The following is a 19,790-nucleotide window of genomic DNA, read 5'->3' as shown; positions in this document are numbered from 1 at the left end:
AGCCATCCCCTTTTGTTTATGTCTATGGTATTACTAAATTCTGACCTTGAGATATTTCATTGCCAGAAATACCATTTGCTTGTCTAATTTTTTCTACATTCTCTGGTGATCCACTACCATAATATTGTATCGCAATACGGTATAAGTTTTCTTTACCAGTTACAGTATGTGATTCTTGAGACTGATTTTGGTTTTGATTACTTTGTGTATTTTGATTTGTTTGGTTGTTGGCTGCATCATCAGCTGCATTTTGTACATCTTCATTACTTGCGCTATCATTATATTGATTTACGCTGTCGTCACTGTTTTGATCTTGGTTGCTTTGACTATCTTCATTAGTATTTGCGTTTGAATCTGAATTACTTTCGTCTGAACTATTTTTAGAAGCATTATTTGAGTCGCTTGAATTACTATTTTTGTCAGAGTCTTCATTCGCTTTATCTTCATTTTCTTTTTTAGCTCTATCTTTTTCAGCTTGTTCATCGGCTTTTTTCTTAGCGTCACTATTAGTTTGCTCTGTTTTTTCAGCAATTTCTTTACCATTATCTTTATTTGCACCATTTAAGTACATACCTAAGAATAAGGCAAGTGCACCAAGTATAAGTATTGCAGCTATTATTGGAACAAGTGCTTTCTTGAATTTATTTGAGTTGTTATCATCACCGTTTTGTCCACCACTGCCATTACTTGGTGGTGTACCTCCACCGGCTGATCCGCCTCCTGCCGCTCCTGCTGCGCCAGCGCCAACTGCTCCGGCACCCGCTGCTGCTGCACCTTTTTTGTTTTTAGATTGCTTATCTTTGTTATCTTTACTGTTTGACTCTTGTTTGTTGTTATTATTTGATGAAGCAGATGCTGCTACACCAGCACCAACTGCGGCAGCTCCAGCAGCTGCACCTTTTTTACCGTTTGACTTGTCTTTTTGAGACTCTTTTTTGTTTTGATCTTTAGGGTTATTCTGTTTTGCAGAATTACTTGCGGCACTTGCGCCAGCACCAGTAGCAGCAGCTGCACCTGCAGCTTTTTTGTGATCATTTTGATTTTTAGGTTGTTGATCCTTAGATTCGGGTTTATCTGTTAAAGATCTTTTTTGTTTTGGTTTATTATTATGAGTGTTTTTATTGGCGTTAGCAGCACTTGCGCCTGCCGCTCCAGCACCAACTGCACCTGCAGCGCCCGCTGCACCAGCTTTTTTAGACGACTTATCTTCATTATTTGGTGTTTCTTGTTTAGGTAGTTCTTCATTTGATTTCTGTTTACTAGCTTCTTCTTTTCTACGTTGTCTTCTAAGCGCGCCTCTTGGTGGGTATTGTTGTTCTTGTTTACTTTGTTCTTTCTTATCTTCTTTTTGGTTGTCTGTTTCTTTTCGATTTGGCTGACTTTGATCGTTTACCTCTTCGTTGTTACTTTCTACTTCTTGTGTCTTGTCTTCAGGTCGTTCTATCTTTTGACGACTTTTTTCGAATTCGTCTTTAAAATTATCTTTAGACAATAAACTCACCTCATCATTATCTTTTTGTATATATTGAATTATACTTTATTATATCCTTGTTGAACTTACCAAGTAAAGCAATCCTATTAAAATATTGCATTTAATCTATTTTTATAAGAGGTTTTGTATTTAACTTCTTTTATATTTGGTAATTTTAATAAATTTGCATTCTTACAATTGTCACAACAATGATTATCTTGAGTCACATGTTCATTAAAATAGTTCATTAAATACGTGCGTCTACATGTATCGATTTGAATATAATTTCTCATAAAACTAAATGCATATTGTTTTTGGTTCTGCTCAGCTTGGATTTTCTCTTTTAATTGGTTAAGTGGATATAATTCAAGAAGATACTGGATATTTTTAGATATCTCCTCATTTAGTTGATACCCTTGTTCGAATAAATTAAGCATATCTATATCAATTCCATGCTCATTAGCTAAATGGCTTAAAATATGAATATCACTTGATGTAAATAAACTAATTGCTTGAGAAGCTTCGCCATCACGCCCTGCACGTCCTACTTCTTGTACATATTTTGAAGGTGACGTAGGTAAATGGTAATGAATAACGGTTCGTACATCTTGTTTATTAATACCCATTCCAAATGCACTTGTAGCGACGATGATTTTAATATCATTATTAATAAACTGTGTTTGTACAGTTGTTCTTTCTTGGTAGTTTAAATCTCCGTGATAAATCCCTGTTAAAAATCCTTCTTTATAAATCAATTCAGCTAATTCATGACATTTCTTCTTAGATGACACATAGATAATGGTTGGTCCTGAGTCTTTTATAGTGTCTAATAGATAATGATCTTTTTCTTTTTCATCATCAAAATTAACATGATGGTACATAATATTTGAACGATTGAGTCCTTCTTTATGTATTTTAAATTGGCGCTTTGTAATCACTTCTATATCTTGCATCATCTTTTCTGTCAAAGTCGCAGATAACGCGATAACTTGTGCTTGGTTAAAGTATTGTGTGACTTTTGAAATCAGTGCATAATGTGGCCTAAAATCAAAGCCCCATTCACTTAGACAATGTGCTTCATCTAGAACAATATACTTAAAACCAATAGATTTAAAGCGTTTAAAATTATGTTCTTCATATATAAATTCCGGGCTACAAAATATAAATTGATAATTTGATAAGTTTCTAAATATGTCTGTCCTTTCTTTTTTATCAATAGCAGAATGGATCGCAACAGCATTCTTCTCACCATTTAATTTCATTTGAACGACTTGATCATCCATTAAAGAAATGAGTGGAGAAATAATGAGCACTCTGCCCCCTGTTATATAAGCTGGCAATTGATAACACAAACTTTTCCCAGCGCCAGTTGAAAGGATGCTCAACACATCATGGCCGTCTAATATGTTTTGGACTGTCTCCTCTTGCCCACTTCTAAAATCATCATATCCAAAATACTTTTTAAGTTCTTGTTGTAGCATTTAATCCCTCCATTACATACAAAACATACATGAGTTTGATTTCGAAATATGTAAAATCATTTAACGCTTCATAGTAAAATTTTAAATTTTGATTAGGTGTTTGTTGAATAACTTCTACAAATCTTGCGTATTGGTCATCACTAATATATAAATTCTTATCATTTAAATAACCTTTAATGTACATCTCTATAATATGGTCGTGAATTGTATGTGTCTTAACACGTTTAATATTTGCGAGTTGATCCATATCATATGTGCGATTTAATAATTCATATGTAGTGAACGTTTGTTGGTTTAACATCGGTTGATAGTTAATCTGAGATAATATTGGATAACGTTCTTTATTTTGTATCGCTACTTGGATAAATTGATATTCTTCTACTAAATGTTCTCTTAAATCCATTATACCAATTTCTTCAATCAATGAAATTTGTTCAATTGTATAAGGCGTTTCCCGAAAACCTGCTAATAAATAGTGAATATAAATTGTTTGGAAGTATGTATTCATGTCTTCAAATAACTGATAAATTTCTTCTATAAAATGATCTTCACCTATTTCTTTAATAAATACATAAATTTCTTTAGCTTTAAATTGTATCTCTTTATCATTGATGATCGGTTGATACGTTAAATGGTTATGCTTTTTTTGACTAATCATCTGAGTTAATAATAAGATTGTATTAACAGATTGAATGGCCTGACTATAGAAAAAGTCGCCTATAATTGGCTCATCAATATGTTCTATAGGTTCGTTAATAATTTGTTCGAATTGTTCAAATTTCAAATTTGGCAAACAGCCATAATACAATTTTAAATGTTCAATCGTTGCATCAAAATATGTTTGATGGGTCTTTTTACCGATTAAAATATTATAAATACTTTTATCAGTTTTGTTTTCATGCTTTATGGAAAGGGTTTTCAGTATAATCTGTTTCAAATAAGTCACCTCAAATAACATAAATATGTTGAAATATATAAGTGTTATCACTAAAATAAGTATGTATAATAAGTGTAGCATGTTTTTTAAAGGAGGCGAAAATTTTGGCTAAATACACAATAGTAGATATGGATACATGTATAGCATGTGGCGCATGTGGAGCAGCTGCCCCTGATATATACGACTATGATGATGAGGGAATCGCCTACGTAATACTAGACGACAATAAGGGAATCGAAGCTGTCCCAGAGGAATTATTAGAAGATATGGAAGATGCTTTCGAAGGTTGTCCGACAGATTCAATTAAAATAGCAGATGAATCATTCGACGGAGACGCACTTAAGTTCGAATAATATATATGAGAAAGGCTAGGACGCGAGGTCCTAGCCTTTCTTTATTTTATAATAGATTTAAGTTTATCAAATATTAAAATGTATATGACTGAAATGACAATACCTTTAATTAAATTGAATGGAATAATACCGGCAGATACGATTAATTTTAAATTATGTGCGATATCTGCAAGATTCATAATTTGTCCGTATAAAGGTAATAGAACAAAGTAATTCATTAAACTCATGAGAATTGTCATCAAGATTGTACCAACTGCTAATCCATATCCCATAAATAATTTTGTTTTTTTTATGCGATAGAAATAGTAAGTTGGAATTACGAGACATATTGATGCTAAAAAGTTAGCCGTATTTCCAATCGGTTCATGAGACACAATTAAGAAATTCAATACGTTTTTAAATAATGCTACTAATATACCTGAAACTGGACCAAACGCAAATGTTGCGACAAGCACAGGAATATCACTGAAATCCATTGTTAAATATGGTGGTAAAAATGGCAATGGAAATTTCAAAAACATCAAAATAAAGCTGATTGCGATGAGCATACTTACAGTAAGTAAGCGTTTTGTTTTGTTATCGTTAGACATATAAACTCCTCCTATTCATCTCGTAAGAATAGGAGGAAAAATTATCGCAAAATAAACCTAGCCAAGACTAGATTTTTCCTCCATCTTCTCCCATCCAGACTTTAACTGTCGGCCCTAGAATTTCACTAAGTCAGCCAATATACATACATATATTGGGTCGCGGGCTTTAACCGCCGGTATGGAATTTCACCAAACCCCGAAGATGAATTTTTTATTTAGTTTTAATTACAAAATATATATTAGCACATTGGTCAGGTATTTTCATCTAAATAACTCAACTAATTAAACTTTTGGTAAAGTTATTGTAAATTGAGTGCCTTCACCCTCTTTACTATCGACTTTAATCGTACCATGATGTGCATCTATAATTTTTTGAACGATAAAGAGACCAAGTCCTGTTCCGTGTTTACCTCTTGTGCGAGAAGCATCTACTTTATAAAAACGATCAAATATTTGATCTAAATGTTCTTTTGCGATACCTACGCCACTATCTTGGACTGTTATAACAAAGTCTTCTTCATCTGTATCATCAAAGACGACATTAATAGAATCATTTTGATGTGTGTATCTAATCGCGTTATCGATTAAATTTGTTAAAATCTGCTCGACACGATCACTATCACCATACCAATTTGTAAGATTTCCAATATGTTTAACGGATAAATTCAATCCATTTTCTCTAGCTTGCGGTAAGAATTTAGTATCAATTTTGTTCATTAATGTAGAAATATTAAATTCGTCTAAATGAACTTTTATACCTTCAGCATCCATTTTTGCGACTTCTAATAATTCATTTATCAATCTACTTAGTCTTTTAGACTCATCTAAAATAATATATAAGAAATCATCTACATCTTTCTTCTCTGTTACAATACCATCAACAATTGCCTCAGTATAACCTTGTAACATAGAAATTGGTGTTCTTAATTCGTGTGAAACACTTGCGATAAAGTCTTTTTTCATTTGATCCATATGGTGTTCGTCTGTCATATCACGAATGATTACGACTATACCTGATGAACCATCATTTTGAATACTATTTATATATGTTGATATCACGACATAATATTTATGACCCAATTCGTATTCGAAAAACTGCGTATTCTTTTCTTTAAATGTGTCATTTCTTTGAGTAGATATATCAACATGATTAAACTCTTTTACTTCTTTTAAGAATATGTCAGCTTTGGAGTTAGAAATAATGATTTCATTCTTATCATTGATGCCTAGCACACCATCTATCATTGAATTAATGAGTTTTTCTTGTATATTATTTTTTGATTTAACATCATCTATATTAGTACGTATATCTTTACTCATTTTATTAAATGCTAAACCGAGCTCGCCTATTTCATCACGCGTATAAATTGGTACTTTTTCAGTATAGTGACCTTTAGCAACTTTAAAGGCAGCATGTTTCAGTTGAATTAAAGGTTTCGTTATTCTGTTTGAAAGGAAGAATGCAAAGACCGTACTCACGATTAACAATATAATGGCTGAAACAAGTATACTAAGTGTGACAACATTTTGAGCTTCTTTAATGGAATTGATATCTTGGAATAAAAAGATACCTGCATCTTCTTCAGGAAAAGCTTGAGAAGGATATCCTAATAAAATATATTGATGTTTTTCACTGTTATAAGTTAAATTGATTTCTTTCAATACATGTTTATCTTCGTTAAACACTTTATCGAATGCATGATTTGTTCTAATCTCGTTGATCATAACTTCTTTTAACGGATCTTCAGACTTTGCTGTTAGATCATCGCTATTTTTAACGATAATGAGTCCGGCTGGGTCTTCAACGAGTTCTCTTGCATAATCGATAGCTGAAGCTTTTTCATGTGAACTCAGTAATAAACGTTCTATTTTGCTTGCATTATTATACAAATTTTCACCTGTAGTAGATGTATTATAAGATTGTAAGAAAGTTATAAGAAATCCGCTTAATAAAAGTAAAACTGTCGTTACTATTAAAATAATAGATAACCACAGTTTTACAACAACACTATTTAACCGATTCATTATTCAGGAACCTCAAATTTATAACCGACGCCCCATACAGTATGAATCATTTGTGCAGCATCTTCAGAAACTCTATTTAACTTTTCACGCAATCTTTTAACATGCGTATCAACTGTTCTTAAATCACCATAAAATTCATAGTGCCAAACTTCTTTTAACAGTTGCTCTCTATCAAATACTTTATCAGGTGATTTTGCTAAATATAATAATAATTCATACTCTTTAGGCGTTAAATTCACTTCTTTTTGATCTGCTAATACGCGATGTGCGTCATTATCAATGACTAAGTTTTCAAATACAATTAAATCTTTAGCTGTATTAGTTTGATTAACCATTGAATGATTCGTTGTACGTCTTAGTAATGCTTTTACACGTAAGACAACTTCTCTAGGTGAAAATGGTTTGACAATATAATCATCTGCCCCAATTTCAAAACCTTCAACGCGATTATTTTCTTCACCTTTAGCTGTTAGCATAATAATAGGTGTTGATTTTGTTTCTCTTACTCTCTTACAAACTTCAATTCCATCTATTTCAGGTAACATTAAGTCTAACAATATGCAGTCATAATCTTCATTTAAAGCTTTATCTAAGGCATCTTGGCCATTATCCGCTTCATCAGTCTCATAACCTTCTCTTTCGAGATACATTTTAACTAATTTTCGAATTCTATCTTCATCATCTACTACTAAAATACGATCTGTCATGCTTCGTTGACTCCCTTCTAGCATTTTTTAAGCATAAGAATGTAAACCAGCTACTATTAAGTTAACGGCAATAACATTAAATAGAATGATTGCAAGGCCACCAACAGCTAACCATGCTGATTTTCTGCCTTCCCAACCTTTACCTAATCTTAAATGTAAGAATATCGCATAATATAAGAATGTTATAAGCGCCCAAACTTCTTTAGGATCCCAGCCCCAATATCTACTCCAAGCCATTTGTGCCCAGATACTAGCAAATAATATTCCGCCAAGTGCAAATAATGGGAAGCCAATGATTACTGAACGATACCCTATTTCATCCATCAAGGATAGATTGACTTTTTTCGTAAGTGGTTTGATAAGACTAAACAAAGTCTTGCCTTTCAAAATCAATCTTAGTATACCATACAAGACTGTACCAACTACAATTGACCAAACAACTGTGTTTAATTTTTGTGAATTGATAACAGCAGGTAATTCAATCTTGCTCCATTTTAAGATATCTGTTCTTTCTTTTGGTTCATAATCACTACCAGAAACATGATCTACAAGTAAACTATCTTGTTGTGTTACAAATGCTGGAAGATGATAATGTTGAACAGAGTTATTATCATTTTTATCGATAAAGAAATAAGTGTCATCGTAACCAACGATATCTTTCATAATAATCGTTGTTAATATAAACCCAATTACAATAACAATGAAATACATAATGACTTCTACAAAGAAACTATGTATAGATTTTTCTTCTGGACTAACAGCTGCAAATAAATAAATTAATCCTGCTATACAGCTGATTGATAAAATACCATATGAAATCGTTACTGTTATAACGTGAATTGCTAACCAACTAGATTGTAACGCAGGAATTAACGGCGAAACATCTCTAGAGAACATACTTGCATATGCAATTAACAACATCGCAATTGGTAATACGAATAGCGCTAAAATAGGTGTCTTATATATAGAGTAAATAACGAGGAAGCCACCTACCATCATAATGCCAAACATCGTTAAGAATTCATACATATTACTTACTGGTGCATGTCCCGCAGCAATCCATCTAGTAATAAAGTATAGAATTTGTAATACAAAGCCGATGACAGTTAATGTCACCCCTACTTTTTCTGCTCTTTTCTTAGGTGAACGGATTGAAAATGAATATGGGACAATCGCAACTAAGTATAAAATAAAAGCAGAATATAAACTAATATTACTAATATTTAAAAACATATCTTTATCCATTGTTTGCCTCCTTACTTTCGTGAATGTCTTGTTTAGTATCTTCTATATGTGAAATGTGATGTTTATCTAAGACTTGGTTAATCTCTTTTGAGAAACCATAATAATTCTTATTTGTATGTGCAGCGATATTAAATTCACCGTTATCAGTATTAATCCAAATACGTCTATGGTTAATATATGATCCAACTGCTAAACCTAATAAGAAGATAACGAAACCTGTAAATAATATTGGAAGTGTTAAGTCTTTCTTCACTGCCAACACTGTTGCCCATTGATTTGTTGCATTCGCAAATTTCACATCGTATTTATTATCTTTAGATATATCTTGTGATTCTTTAATTCTTAAGAAACTAAATTCTGATTGTTTACCTTTATCAGTTACTTCAAACACAAAAGCTGGATTATTTGGATTTGGAGATTTAGTTGCAAGTACACCATTTTCTATTTTTTCGTAATCGGGTGCATAACTTCTTAACTTAACTGTTAAATCATCAGTTATTTTATAAATCTTTTTCGGACTTTCCAAATTAACTGTAAATGGTTTTCCTAAAGGTTTACCATCTTTTGTTTTTAAGTTAAATGTCATATCTTTTAACAATGAGTTGTCAAAGCTACTTTGATAAAATTGTAAGTGATCATATTTCAATGGATGATTGACTTTAATTGAATCTGAAGCGACTTCTTTTAGATTAGCATCTGACCCAATCACTTCTTCTTGACTGTTTTTATACAAAGTAGCTTTTGTTTCGTAGTTCTTAGCAATTTTGTTTAAACTTGGGTCAATTGATTCAGGGTTTGTATTGGATTGAGATTTTTGATCATATTCTTCATATATAAAGTCATTATTTTTTATATAATAGCCTCTATCTGTACCAGGTACTGGTTTAGTTTCTCCTTCTTTCACATAGACCATATCATCTAAGTAAAAGCCTGGTAAGAATCTTAACATTGCCCCAAATAATAAAATGATTAAACCAGTATGGTTGATATAAGGACCGTATCTAGATAAACGTCCTTTTTCAAGTAAGATATGATTCCCATCTTGTTTAACTTTGTATCTTTTATCTTTAAAAGATTGACTTATTTCATCTAGATTAACTTGATCATCTGAATGTAAGTTTAATCTTTGACGTTTATAGAATGAACTGTGCTTTTTCGTTCTTTGATTTTTCAAAGATTTATGTAAAGGTATCCCTCTATCAATACTTGATGTAATAATAGAGAACGCTACTAAACCTAACAGAATTAAGAACCACCATGAACTATATAAATTGTGGAATCCAAGTTTATAATATAGTAAACCTAGAGAACCATAATGTTCATAATAATATTGTTCTGGATTCACGTTCATCGGAATAAAATATTCTTGCGGGAATATTGTTCCGATTGAAGCTGCTATGACGGTTAACACGAGTAACGTAACACCTGTTTTGATTGAAGCGAAGAAATTCCATATGCGATCTAATATTGTTCTGTTTTTCGTTTTTGAACGTATCGCTTGCCCATCGTAACGCATAACGTCGGTTGTCTTTTTCTTATCATAGTCGTCATTTATTAAGCGACCACAGTTTAAGCATAATTGAGTTCCTTCTGGGTTCTTATGCCCGCACTCACAAACAATTTGCTTGTTGCTCACTTTAAATCCCCCTCTATTTCACTTTGACCTTTTCCATTTCTTCTATGATTTGCTTTTTAGAAAGTTCACCAGTATGCTTTGTTTTTATTTTACCATCTTTATCAACCGTTATCGTAGTTGGTAATGGATTGATACCATATGCATCTGTTACTAAATTATCGTTATCCATCGCAACTGTGAATGTTGGTGTTTCTTTTAACGAACTTAAATATTGTTTGATTTGTTGAGGATTATTTCTGACATGTATCGCAACGACTTCAACACCTTTGTCTTTGTAGTTTTGATATTGTCTTTCCAACTCAGGCATTTCACGTTTACAAGGTTCACACCAAGTCCCCCAAAAGTTAATTAAAACACCTTTCCCACGTAAATCTTTTAAATTAACCTTTTTCCCATCAACTGTTTGGAGTTCAAAAAGTGGCGCATCGTCTCCAACTTGCGCTACTTTATCCTTATCTTTCGTAAGACTGGACCAAACTGTAAATATAATTGCAATTAAGATTACTGCTGTTATAACAATTTGGAGTACAGTCTTCTGTTTTTTCTTCATTTAAAATCCTCCCTAACACAATAAAAAAACCATACATATGCAATGTTATGGTGTTTTGTTTAGTATATCATGACTAAAAAGCAGTTTAGTGGCATTATTGTGAACGTTTACAGATTATTTACCTTCTTGTGCCAAATGTCTTAAAACTTTGATTTCATGAGGTGATAATGTTCTGCCCTGACCAGCATTTAAGCCTTTTAAATTAAGTGGACCATATTCTACTCTCGTAAGTTTAATAACCTCATGTCCAAAATGACTAAACATTCTTCTAACCTGTCTATTTCTACCTTCAGTAATCGTAATTTCTACATGCGTTACATTACGCTCTCTGTCTTGACTTTTTACTTTTACAATTGCAGGTTGTGTCAATCCATCTTCTAGCTGTATACCTTTTTCCAATTGTTTTACTTCTTCTCTAAGTAAATAGCCTTTTAATTTTGCTACATATTTCTTTTGAATTTTATAACGAGGATGGGTCATTAAATTTGTAAACTCACCATCATTCGTTAAAATTAATAAACCAGATGTGTCATAATCTAATCTACCTACTGGGAAAATTCTCGTCTTAATATCTTTAAAATAATCTGTCACCACGGCTCTTCCTTTATCGTCAGATACACTTGTAATCACTTTGGTTGGTTTATGGAATAAAATATATAGCTTATCTGGCATTTCTAATGGAATACCTTCTACTTCGATATAATCAGAATCTTTCACTTTAGTTCCAAGTTCTGTCACTTGTTTATGATTAACATATACAAGTCCTTCTTCTATTAATTTTTCTGCTTTTCTACGTGACGTATATCCACTTTTTGCAATAACTTTTTGTAATCTCTCTAATTCTTCACTCATTATGATTGCTCCTCATTGTTTTGTTTTTCGTTCATGCTACTAAAAAACAAATCCATTTCTTCTTGTTCATTTTCTTCATTTGTTGATTTAGGTAATTCGTCTAAAGAAGTTAGTCCAAATACATTTAAAAAATAATCTGTCGTATACAATAATTGGCTTCTAGATTGATCATTATGTTTCGGTTCAACGACACCTTTAGCAATTAAAGTCTTCACAGATGCATCTGAATTCACACCACGTATCACTTCTATATCGCTTCTTGTAACAGGTTGATTGTATGCAATAATAGATAATGTTTCTAACGCAGCTTGTGATAATTTTGTATTCATATTATCTATCATTAATTTTTCAAGATATTCATGCATAATTGGCTTTGCAGTAAGAATGCATTTATTACCGTAAAAAATGATTTGTAATGTTTCGCGTTCATATTCATTTGCTAAATCTTTTAATTGTGATGGTGTTAATTCTAATAACTCACATAACTGATTGATTTCAATGCCTTCATCACCTAATGAATATAATAATCCTTCTAATAATCCTAATTTACTCACTGACATAATTCACGCCTCGATTTATAGTTATTTCTCCAAATTGATATTGTTGGAATACATCAATTTGTCTTAATTTCATCATTTCCAATATTGCCAAGAACAACGTTACCAATACATTTGTAGATAAATCAGAAGGTAATGTTTCGAAAAATTTATAACTCTTATGTTGGGCAAGTTGTGCTTGTATTGAAGCTGTTGCCATTTCAATCGTATAACTATCTTCATTAACTGTGACATTCTGAGGTTTATTAAATCTTTGTCTACGTTTAGTACGTTGGTATGCAATAATTAAATCCGTCATATCTAAATCTAAAGGTGCACGTTTGTCATGAACGGCTTCAAATTTGGATAAATCTGCTGGCTTTTTGATGAATATTTGTTCTCTGTCTTGTTTTTTATGATTTAATAATTTAGCATATTCTTTATAATTTTGGTATTCGATTAATTGTCTAACTAAATCGTCCCTTGGATCATCTTCAAATTCATCAATATCTGATGGTTGTGTAGGTAGTAATAATTTGCTTTTGATCATCAATAACTCTGATGCCATAACTAAATATTCACTCGCTACATTTATTTCTAATATTTTCATTTGATGTATATAACTTAAGTATTGCTCGGTTAGTTCCTTCATTGGAATATCATAAATATCTATTTCGTATTTTTGTATTAAATGAAGTAATAAATCCAAAGGTCCTTCAAAGGCATCAAGTTTTACTTCATACATTTAAAACTTCCTCATTTCTATTCCTTTTACGTGCATAAATCTAAAAATTATTATACCATGATTACGTATAAATATTCTATGCTGAGAGGGATTTTAAATGGAAACACAAATAATGTCATTTCACTATCATTTCCATGTCTTAAGACATTATTTTGAATGTCACGATATATTAGAAGATCATTGGAAAGATCAAACTCAATTTAGTAAACATGATGCAATTGTAAGTTTAATATTGTTCTCTACAGCATGTTACCACTATAGACGTGATAATACGAAAGGTGCGCTGAAAACTTATAAAAAAGCATTACAAATTGCAGAATTAAATGATGACTTTAGCCATTTAGGTATTGAAAAAGCATCATTTCAATCTTTAATTCATTCACAAATCATGCGCATTGAGCAAGGTCATCCTTATGAAAATATTCAACTCCCTTTAACAGATGCAAGCTATCGTGCTTTAGAAAGTTCTTTTGATGATTTTGAATTTAACTATAATACAGATGTATCAGATTATATTAAACACCATCATCTACTAAGAGATCGTACTGAAGTGATAGAAAGTCGTATTTCAGCATATAAGCAACGTCACGCTAGACAATAAATAACCAATAAATGAGACCCCATGCGATAGCAAATGTTAATAAAATTGCTAATGTGACATATTTTTTTGATTCATGTTGTTGTTGTTTATTGTTCTTCATTGTTCTTCTCCTTCTTGGCTCTAGGGTGATACGTTAAATACATCTCGCGTATTTGTTTTTTAGAGATGTGTGTGTAAAGTTGTGTTGTAGAAATGTCGGAATGTCCGAGCATTTCTTGCACTGCCCTCAAGTCCGCACCATTTTCAAGCAAATGCGTCGCAAAAGAATGCCTTAAAGTATGAGGTGTTAAGGTCTTCGTTATCCCTTTTTCTAAGCCGATTTTTTTTAGTATTTTCCAAAATCCTTGTCGCGTTAAAGCTGTACCACGTGCATTTAAGAATAATATATCTGTAACATGTTTCTTCAATAAATTTGGTCTAACTTCTTGGATGTAGTTTCTTAAAATGCCCATTAAATGTTCACCAAGCGGTACGATTCGTTCTTTATTTCCTTTACCAAAGACTCTAATAAATCCCATTGTTAAATTGACGTCTTCTACATTTAATTGAATCAATTCACTTACACGAACGCCCGTGCCATATAAAAGTTCAAGCATCGTACGGTCTCGTTCATCTCTAGGACTTGTAATATGTGTAAATGTTAATAGTTGATTCACTTCATCTTCACTCAATACATCTGGAAGTTTTTGTTCGTATTTAGGTGTTTCAATCAATATTGTTGGGTCTTTAACGGCGTATTTTTCTCTAATCGCAAATTGATGAAAGCTTCTAATCGTCGCTGCCAATCTCGCAATTGTTTTAGCTGACTTACCTTCTTGTTTAAGATGTGCAAAATATTTTTGTATCACAATACGATCAATGTTGTCTATATGACTAATTTTATGTTCTGTTATGTATTGGTTATATTGTTTTAAATCTCTTTGATACGATTGGATTGTATTTTGACTCAAGCCTTTTTCTAATCTTATAAAATCTATAAACTCATTTATGATTTGTTCCATGAATTCACCTCATTGTTGTCATTATTTTACCATAAAAAAAGACATCACTAAAATCAGTATAAAACTTCATTTAGTAACGTCCATTATAGATTTATTCTTCGTGACATCTATGACAAATACCATGAAAAGTTAATCGATGGTCTAAAATTTTAAAGTTAAATTCTTTTTCAACTCGACGTTCTACGTCTTCTAATAAATCTTCTTCGATTTCATCAACTGCACCACATTCCATACATACCATATGGTGGTGGAAATGTTTTGCCCCTTCTTTTCTTAAATCGAATCTAGCAACACCATCGCCAAAGTTAATTTTGTCGACTACTTTTAATTCTGCTAAAAGTTCTAATGTACGATACACTGTTGCGAGACCAATCTCAGGTGCCTTATCTTTAACTTTTAGGTAAACATCCTCTGCACTTAAGTGATCGGCTTCATTCTCAAGTAATACTCTAACTGTCGCTTCTCTTTGCGGAGTTAGTTTGTAGGAAGCTTTGTGTAATTGTTCTTTCACACGTTGTATGCGTTCTTCCAACTTGACACCTTCTTTCTAAAAAATAATCATTATCAATTAGTAATGTATTCGTATACTAAAATACCAATAATCTTCTCAAAAAGCAAGAAAAAATATCTTTTTATTTAGAATGATTATAATTTAATAATAAGTATTGGAAGGCAATCATTGTTTTGGCATCTTCAATTTTATGTTCTGATAATAATGACTGTATTTGATTGATTGAAATTTTAGTTAAATTTAAGAATTCATCTTCATCTAAATTTACTTTTCCTTCTTTTAAATCTTTAGCGATATAAATACTTACTTTTTCATTACAGAACCCTGGGCATCCATAAACTTCACCAATAAGTTCGAGTTTGTCTGCGACGTATCCTGTTTCTTCTTCTAATTCTCTAAGTGCAGCTGACTCACGTTCCTCACCTATTTCTAATTTGCCAGCCGGAATTTCGATTAATGTCTTTTCCATTGCCTTTCTATATTGTTCCACCACTAATACTTCGTTTTCTGGTGTTATAGCTAATACAGATACTGCACCATTATGTAATACGACTTCGCGTTCACTCGTTTGACCATCTGGAAGTGATACTTGATGTTTTTCTAGCTTAATAATACGACCATCATATATCGTTTCTTTCGAAATCGTTTCTTCAGTTAGTTTCATTATAAGTGTGCCTCTTTTCATTAAAATAATTTATCTGGTAAACTTAATAAATAAAGTGTAGCGAAAGGAGCTTCAATATGCAAAAAAATATATTGAAAAGTGGCATTGAAATTTCAGAAGTCGGATTAGGTTGTATGAGTTTAGGAACAGATATTAACCATGCAGAAACAATTGTTGATGAAGCAATCAAACAAGGTATAACATATTTTGATACTGCTGATTTATATGATTACGGTGAGAATGAAAAAATCGTAGGTCAACTTTTGAAAAAATATCAAAATCAACATGATATCGTCATTGGATCAAAAGTCGGTAATCATTTTGATAAAGATAAACAAGAACACTTTTGGGATCCTTCTAAAGAACACATTATGAAAAGCATTAAAGAATCGTTACAAAGATTGGATCTTGAACAATTAGATTTATATATGTTACATGGCGGTACTATTGAAGATAATAAAGATGAAACGATAGAAGCATTCGAAAGATTAAAAGAACAAGGTCTCATAAAAGCATATGGCATTTCGTCAATCAGACCCAATGTAATCGATTATTACTTAAAAAACAGTCATATTGAAACGATTATGATGCAGTTTAGTATTTTAGATAATCGTCCTGAATATCTATTAGAAAAAATTAATGATCATTGTGTCAAAATATTAGCAAGAGGTCCTGTTTCTAAAGGTTTATTAACACATAAATCAAACGAAGTGTTAGATCGTAAATTTAAAGACGGATTGTTAGAATACAATTATAACGATTTGTCCGATACCATTTCTCAACTAAATAAAGAATATGATGACTTATCTAGTGTTACATTCAATTATTTGAAATCATTTGATGCACTTGGCTCTATTATTACGGGTGCAAGTTCACCAGAGCAATTGGCAGAAAGTATTCAAAGTTATAATGGAACATTATCAGAAGCTCAAATCAAGCACGCCCGTTCAATCGTTAAAAATATTGAATACACAAATCACTTACAATAAAAGAAAAGAGTCTGGGAGAGTATAAATTTTCCAGACTCTTATTCTATCTTTTTACTTAAAAAACTTTGTTTAAATAATTTTTCAAATGTACGAGGTGCTAATTGATAAAATCTCAATCCTAAATCCATCCATTTCGGTTCGTTTATTTCTATTTTTCTTTTAATCATAATTTTAACAATTTGTTCGCTCAAATCTTCAACATTAAGTTGTATTTGAGATGTGAGCTTTTCAAAGTGACCTGAAGGATCTGCTTTAGCATGAAATTGTGATTTGAAAGGTCCCGGATTTACTGTGAGTACATGTAAATCTTCGCGTTCAAGTCTGAATGCATTTGTAAAACTACTCAAAGCTGCTTTTGACGCTGAATAATGGCTACCATATGGCGTTGTCACTTTAGAAGAAATCGATGATATATTAACGATTGATGCCCCTCTTTTTAAATAAGGTAATATACGGTTCAAAAGAATAATTAAATTGACGAGATTTGTATGATAAATGTCTTTAATTTCATTACTTGTATGCGCCTCGTTAGATTTAAAGTAACCTAACCCAGCGTTATTAATAATCCCGTCATACATGTTGTTATGTGAAAGACTATATTGTTCGACTTGCGCCGTGTCATTCATATCTAATATAAAGACTTCTTTAATATTTTTATATTTAGTAATTAAATGATTGGCCTTATCCTCATTTCTTACAATTATGGAAACATAAGCACCATGATTATTCATTGATTGTATCAAGCTCTCCCCTAGTGAACCTGTGGCACCAGTTAATAAATAATGTTTACCGATCATTTAACTCACCCTTTATTCATTGTTATGTATAATGTATCATAACACTTCAAAAAAACTAAATACGATACAAGCAATTTTGACATAAGATTATATTTCTTTATAATTAAAATGAATTCATATGGAAGTGAGTGATTTTATTATGAAAATTGTGTTTTATGGATCTGGTAATATGGCAAACGCGATATTCACTGGAATTGTTAACAGTAAGTCGATTGAACCTGAAAATATTTATTTAACAAATAAGTCGAATCAAGAAGCATTGGAAAATTATCATGAAACTTTAGGCGTAAGCTATAGTTATGATGATGAAGAATTGTTAAAAGATGCAGATTATGTATTCTTAAGTACAAAACCTTATGATTTCTTAAAGTTAGCTGAACGGATTAGACCTTTTATAACGAGTGATAATAAATTCATTTCAATTATGGCTGGTTTACCGATTAGTTATATTAGAGATAATTTACAAGTTGATAATCCAATTGCTAGAATTATGCCAAATACGAATGCGCACGTTGGTCATTCAGTAACGGGTATCAGCTTCTCTACAAACTTCGATCCTAATTCTAAGCAAGAAGTATTGATGCTTATTGAAGCTTTCGGTACAGCATTAGAAGTTAAAGAAGACCACTTACATCAAGTGACAGCTATCACAGGTAGCGGACCAGCATTCTTATACCATGTATTTGAACAATATGTAAATGCAGGTACTAAATTAGGTATTGAGCAATCTCAAGTTGAAGAATCCATTAAAGAACTGATTATTGGTACTGGTAAAATGATTGAACGTTCTGATTTAAAAATGGATCAATTAAGAAAAAATATTACGTCTAAAGGCGGTACAACGCAAGCAGGATTAAATGCGTTAAGCAACCATGATATAGAAGCTATTTTCTTAGATTGTTTAAACGCAGCTGTTAAGAGAAGTATCGAACTAGCAGAAGCGGATGAAGATTAATTGAATATTCTTTTAAAAAACATCTCATCTTATATATATTTTAAGATGAGATGTTTTTCTATATTTGGAATTGATCATAATCTTTTACAAATTTAAAGTCATGATTAACGGCTGACTGTAATGATGATTCAACTGATTGAATATCTTCTAATTCATATCGATTAGATAAATGTGTGAATAGACCTTTTTTTACATGAACATCAGACATTAATTGAAAGACATCTTCAATATGGCTATGATAATATGAATTTGCTAAATTTTTATCGCCTTCGATATATGTTGTTTCATGAACAATAACGTCTGCATCTTGTGCAAGGATATGTTCATTTTGGCATGGCATCGTATCACCAAAGATTGTAATCACTTTACCCTTTTTCTTAGGACCTTTGAAATCTTTAGACTGATAAGTTTGATTTTCATATTCAAAAGTTTCATTTGCTTTCACTTCTTGATATTTGGGACCAGGCTCTATGCCGATAGCTTTAAGTTTTTCAACATCTAGCTTTCCTTCAATATCAGGTGCTGTGATTCGATAACCGACAGATAATATACCATGTTTTAAAGGTAAAGCTTTAATATGAAAGCCATCGATATTAAGTTCTGTTTCAGTGTTGAATTCATTTACAGTTATCGGATAATTTAAATTTGATTGAGAAATTTCTAATGCCGTTTGTATAAACTTGGCTATACCTTTAGGACCGATTATTGTTAAAGGTTTATCTTTACCACCTTGGAAGGAACGACTTGTTAATAATCCAGGTAATCCAAATATATGATCACCATGTAAGTGCGTAATAAATATATGACTTATTTTGCCAAGTTTAATGCCAGTATGTAATATTCTATGTTGCGTTGCTTCACCAACATCAAACAACCATAGTTGATTTACGTGAGGTAGGCAATTAAAGGCAATTGATTGTGTATTTCTTTCTTTAGTCGGTAATCCGGCACTTGTGCCTAAAAATGTGAGTTCCATCGTCTTCCTCCTTACGTTATTATTATAACATGTATCGTACAATGATTTATAAAAATACATAAAAATGATGTTGATTATACAACTTACTGAATAAATTGAAAATTTAAAAGTTCAAATTGAAGAATATCAATCACTAACATGTTATAATAATTAATATTGTAAATTGTG

The 19,790-nt window shown here is 31.7% G+C and carries 21 protein-coding genes and 1 riboswitch; of the genes, 4 read left to right on the top strand and 17 right to left on the bottom strand.

The window, feature by feature from the left end; all coding sequences use genetic code 11:
• Window positions 1–22 precede the first annotated feature (22 nt).
• The 3 genes from MHH94_RS07135 to MHH94_RS07125 all read right to left on the bottom strand — a co-directional run bounded on the left by MHH94_RS07135 (window position 23) and on the right by MHH94_RS07125 (window position 3,889).
• A complete protein-coding gene (locus MHH94_RS07135) occupies window positions 23–1,501 on the bottom strand; it encodes a LysM peptidoglycan-binding domain-containing protein (protein WP_340840352.1) in 1,479 nt (492 codons plus the stop codon).
• Window positions 1,502–1,578: 77 nt separating this feature from the next.
• On the bottom strand, window positions 1,579–2,952 hold the full coding sequence (locus MHH94_RS07130) for a RecQ family ATP-dependent DNA helicase (protein ID WP_106417538.1): 1,374 nt from the start codon (window positions 2,950–2,952) through the stop codon (window positions 1,579–1,581).
• Window positions 2,933–3,889 carry a helix-turn-helix domain-containing protein gene (locus tag MHH94_RS07125; RefSeq protein ID WP_119469594.1) on the bottom strand — a complete coding sequence of 319 codons (957 nt, stop codon included), beginning with the start codon at window positions 3,887–3,889 and terminating at the stop codon, window positions 2,933–2,935. The genes MHH94_RS07130 and MHH94_RS07125 overlap by 20 nt, the downstream gene beginning before the upstream one ends.
• A 104-nt stretch (window positions 3,890–3,993) precedes the next feature.
• Between MHH94_RS07125 and MHH94_RS07120 the strand changes: the two genes are divergently transcribed.
• Window positions 3,994–4,242 (top strand): ferredoxin, encoded by a 249-nt coding sequence (locus tag MHH94_RS07120; RefSeq protein WP_016913182.1) that lies wholly within the window; start codon window positions 3,994–3,996, stop codon window positions 4,240–4,242.
• 41 nt (window positions 4,243–4,283) lie between these two features.
• On the opposite strand, the gene MHH94_RS07115 is transcribed toward MHH94_RS07120, so the two are convergent.
• From MHH94_RS07115 to MHH94_RS07075, 9 genes are all read right to left on the bottom strand, one after another.
• A complete protein-coding gene (locus tag MHH94_RS07115) occupies window positions 4,284–4,832 on the bottom strand; it encodes an ECF transporter S component (RefSeq protein WP_058592338.1) in 549 nt (182 codons plus the stop codon).
• Window positions 4,833–4,910: 78 nt separating this feature from the next.
• Window positions 4,911–5,040, bottom strand: a riboswitch (FMN riboswitch).
• A 74-nt stretch (window positions 5,041–5,114) separates the two neighbouring features.
• Window positions 5,115–6,857, bottom strand: a complete 1,743-nt coding sequence (locus MHH94_RS07110; RefSeq protein ID WP_081047118.1) for an ATP-binding protein — start codon at window positions 6,855–6,857, stop codon at window positions 5,115–5,117.
• A complete protein-coding gene (locus tag MHH94_RS07105; protein WP_025907062.1) occupies window positions 6,857–7,564 on the bottom strand; it encodes a response regulator transcription factor in 708 nt (235 codons plus the stop codon). The genes MHH94_RS07110 and MHH94_RS07105 overlap by 1 nt, the downstream gene beginning before the upstream one ends.
• A 27-nt stretch (window positions 7,565–7,591) precedes the next feature.
• Window positions 7,592–8,809, bottom strand: coding sequence for a c-type cytochrome biogenesis protein CcsB (ccsB, locus tag MHH94_RS07100; protein ID WP_048539765.1), 1,218 nt, complete (start codon window positions 8,807–8,809; stop codon window positions 7,592–7,594).
• Window positions 8,802–10,445 carry a cytochrome c biogenesis protein ResB gene (gene resB, locus MHH94_RS07095; protein ID WP_078355815.1) on the bottom strand — a complete coding sequence of 548 codons (1,644 nt, stop codon included), beginning with the start codon at window positions 10,443–10,445 and terminating at the stop codon, window positions 8,802–8,804. The genes ccsB and resB overlap by 8 nt, the downstream gene beginning before the upstream one ends.
• A gap of 13 nt (window positions 10,446–10,458) precedes the next feature.
• Window positions 10,459–10,995 carry a thiol-disulfide oxidoreductase ResA gene (gene resA / locus MHH94_RS07090; RefSeq protein WP_058592335.1) on the bottom strand — a complete coding sequence of 179 codons (537 nt, stop codon included), beginning with the start codon at window positions 10,993–10,995 and terminating at the stop codon, window positions 10,459–10,461.
• A 114-nt stretch (window positions 10,996–11,109) separates the two neighbouring features.
• Entirely contained in the window at window positions 11,110–11,847 is a 738-nt protein-coding gene (locus tag MHH94_RS07085; protein ID WP_048539762.1) for a pseudouridine synthase, read from the bottom strand.
• Window positions 11,847–12,407, bottom strand: coding sequence for an SMC-Scp complex subunit ScpB (scpB, locus tag MHH94_RS07080; protein WP_078355816.1), 561 nt, complete (start codon window positions 12,405–12,407; stop codon window positions 11,847–11,849). The genes MHH94_RS07085 and scpB overlap by 1 nt, the downstream gene beginning before the upstream one ends.
• Window positions 12,394–13,128, bottom strand: coding sequence for a segregation and condensation protein A (locus MHH94_RS07075; RefSeq protein ID WP_058592333.1), 735 nt, complete (start codon window positions 13,126–13,128; stop codon window positions 12,394–12,396). Before MHH94_RS07075 ends, scpB begins: the two co-directional genes overlap by 14 nt.
• A gap of 97 nt (window positions 13,129–13,225) precedes the next feature.
• On the opposite strand from MHH94_RS07075, the gene MHH94_RS07070 reads away from it, so the two are divergent.
• Window positions 13,226–13,729: a DUF309 domain-containing protein gene (locus MHH94_RS07070; RefSeq protein ID WP_048539759.1), complete on the top strand. Its 504-nt coding sequence runs from the start codon at window positions 13,226–13,228 to the stop codon at window positions 13,727–13,729.
• Between the two features lie 86 nt (window positions 13,730–13,815).
• Here the strand turns inward: MHH94_RS07070 and xerD are convergent, their stop codons facing one another.
• The 3 genes from xerD to MHH94_RS07055 form a co-directional block, all read right to left on the bottom strand.
• Complete coding sequence (gene xerD, locus MHH94_RS07065; RefSeq protein ID WP_084755626.1) at window positions 13,816–14,730, bottom strand: site-specific tyrosine recombinase XerD; 915 nt, start codon at window positions 14,728–14,730, stop codon at window positions 13,816–13,818.
• 91 nt (window positions 14,731–14,821) lie between these two features.
• A complete protein-coding gene (gene fur / locus MHH94_RS07060) occupies window positions 14,822–15,262 on the bottom strand; it encodes a ferric iron uptake transcriptional regulator (protein WP_025907044.1) in 441 nt (146 codons plus the stop codon).
• 100 nt (window positions 15,263–15,362) lie between these two features.
• On the bottom strand, window positions 15,363–15,905 hold the full coding sequence (locus MHH94_RS07055) for an NUDIX hydrolase (protein WP_048539757.1): 543 nt from the start codon (window positions 15,903–15,905) through the stop codon (window positions 15,363–15,365).
• Window positions 15,906–15,982: 77 nt separating this feature from the next.
• Between MHH94_RS07055 and MHH94_RS07050 the strand changes: the two genes are divergently transcribed.
• A complete protein-coding gene (locus tag MHH94_RS07050; protein WP_119469642.1) occupies window positions 15,983–16,894 on the top strand; it encodes an aldo/keto reductase in 912 nt (303 codons plus the stop codon).
• Between the two features lie 38 nt (window positions 16,895–16,932).
• Here MHH94_RS07050 and MHH94_RS07045 read toward each other — a convergent pair whose 3' ends face one another.
• Entirely contained in the window at window positions 16,933–17,691 is a 759-nt protein-coding gene (locus MHH94_RS07045) for an SDR family NAD(P)-dependent oxidoreductase (RefSeq protein WP_340840333.1), read from the bottom strand.
• Window positions 17,692–17,830: 139 nt separating this feature from the next.
• Between MHH94_RS07045 and proC the strand changes: the two genes are divergently transcribed.
• Complete coding sequence (gene proC, locus MHH94_RS07040; RefSeq protein ID WP_048539754.1) at window positions 17,831–18,646, top strand: pyrroline-5-carboxylate reductase; 816 nt, start codon at window positions 17,831–17,833, stop codon at window positions 18,644–18,646.
• Between the two features lie 58 nt (window positions 18,647–18,704).
• Here proC and rnz read toward each other — a convergent pair whose 3' ends face one another.
• A complete protein-coding gene (gene rnz, locus MHH94_RS07035) occupies window positions 18,705–19,622 on the bottom strand; it encodes a ribonuclease Z (protein ID WP_048539753.1) in 918 nt (305 codons plus the stop codon).
• Window positions 19,623–19,790 lie beyond the last annotated feature (168 nt).

The sequence above is a fragment of the Mammaliicoccus sp. FSL K6-3158 genome (genome assembly GCF_038005105.1).
Lineage (GTDB): Bacteria > Bacillota > Bacilli > Staphylococcales > Staphylococcaceae > Mammaliicoccus > Mammaliicoccus sciuri.
This window is presented reverse-complemented; position numbering and strand designations above follow the sequence as displayed.

Bases quoted from the DNA above. Each gene is read 5' to 3' on its own strand.
- xerD (WP_084755626.1), bottom strand. From the start codon at position 14,730: ATGGAACAAATCATAAATGAGTTTATAGATTTTATAAGATTAGAAAAA.
- MHH94_RS07105 (WP_025907062.1), bottom strand. From the start codon at position 7,564: ATGACAGATCGTATTTTAGTAGTAGATGATGAAGATAGAATTCGAAAA.
- MHH94_RS07115 (WP_058592338.1), bottom strand. From the start codon at position 4,832: ATGTCTAACGATAACAAAACAAAACGCTTACTTACTGTAAGTATGCTC.
- MHH94_RS07110 (WP_081047118.1), bottom strand. From the start codon at position 6,857: ATGAATCGGTTAAATAGTGTTGTTGTAAAACTGTGGTTATCTATTATT.
- MHH94_RS07055 (WP_048539757.1), bottom strand. From the start codon at position 15,905: ATGAAACTAACTGAAGAAACGATTTCGAAAGAAACGATATATGATGGT.
- MHH94_RS07085 (WP_048539762.1), bottom strand. From the start codon at position 11,847: ATGAGTGAAGAATTAGAGAGATTACAAAAAGTTATTGCAAAAAGTGGA.
- resA (WP_058592335.1), bottom strand. From the start codon at position 10,995: ATGAAGAAAAAACAGAAGACTGTACTCCAAATTGTTATAACAGCAGTA.
- MHH94_RS07070 (WP_048539759.1), top strand. From the start codon at position 13,226: ATGGAAACACAAATAATGTCATTTCACTATCATTTCCATGTCTTAAGA.
- MHH94_RS07045 (WP_340840333.1), bottom strand. From the start codon at position 17,691: ATGATCGGTAAACATTATTTATTAACTGGTGCCACAGGTTCACTAGGG.
- MHH94_RS07075 (WP_058592333.1), bottom strand. From the start codon at position 13,128: ATGTATGAAGTAAAACTTGATGCCTTTGAAGGACCTTTGGATTTATTA.
- MHH94_RS07130 (WP_106417538.1), bottom strand. From the start codon at position 2,952: ATGCTACAACAAGAACTTAAAAAGTATTTTGGATATGATGATTTTAGA.
- MHH94_RS07050 (WP_119469642.1), top strand. From the start codon at position 15,983: ATGCAAAAAAATATATTGAAAAGTGGCATTGAAATTTCAGAAGTCGGA.
- scpB (WP_078355816.1), bottom strand. From the start codon at position 12,407: ATGTCAGTGAGTAAATTAGGATTATTAGAAGGATTATTATATTCATTA.
- proC (WP_048539754.1), top strand. From the start codon at position 17,831: ATGAAAATTGTGTTTTATGGATCTGGTAATATGGCAAACGCGATATTC.
- rnz (WP_048539753.1), bottom strand. From the start codon at position 19,622: ATGGAACTCACATTTTTAGGCACAAGTGCCGGATTACCGACTAAAGAA.
- ccsB (WP_048539765.1), bottom strand. From the start codon at position 8,809: ATGGATAAAGATATGTTTTTAAATATTAGTAATATTAGTTTATATTCT.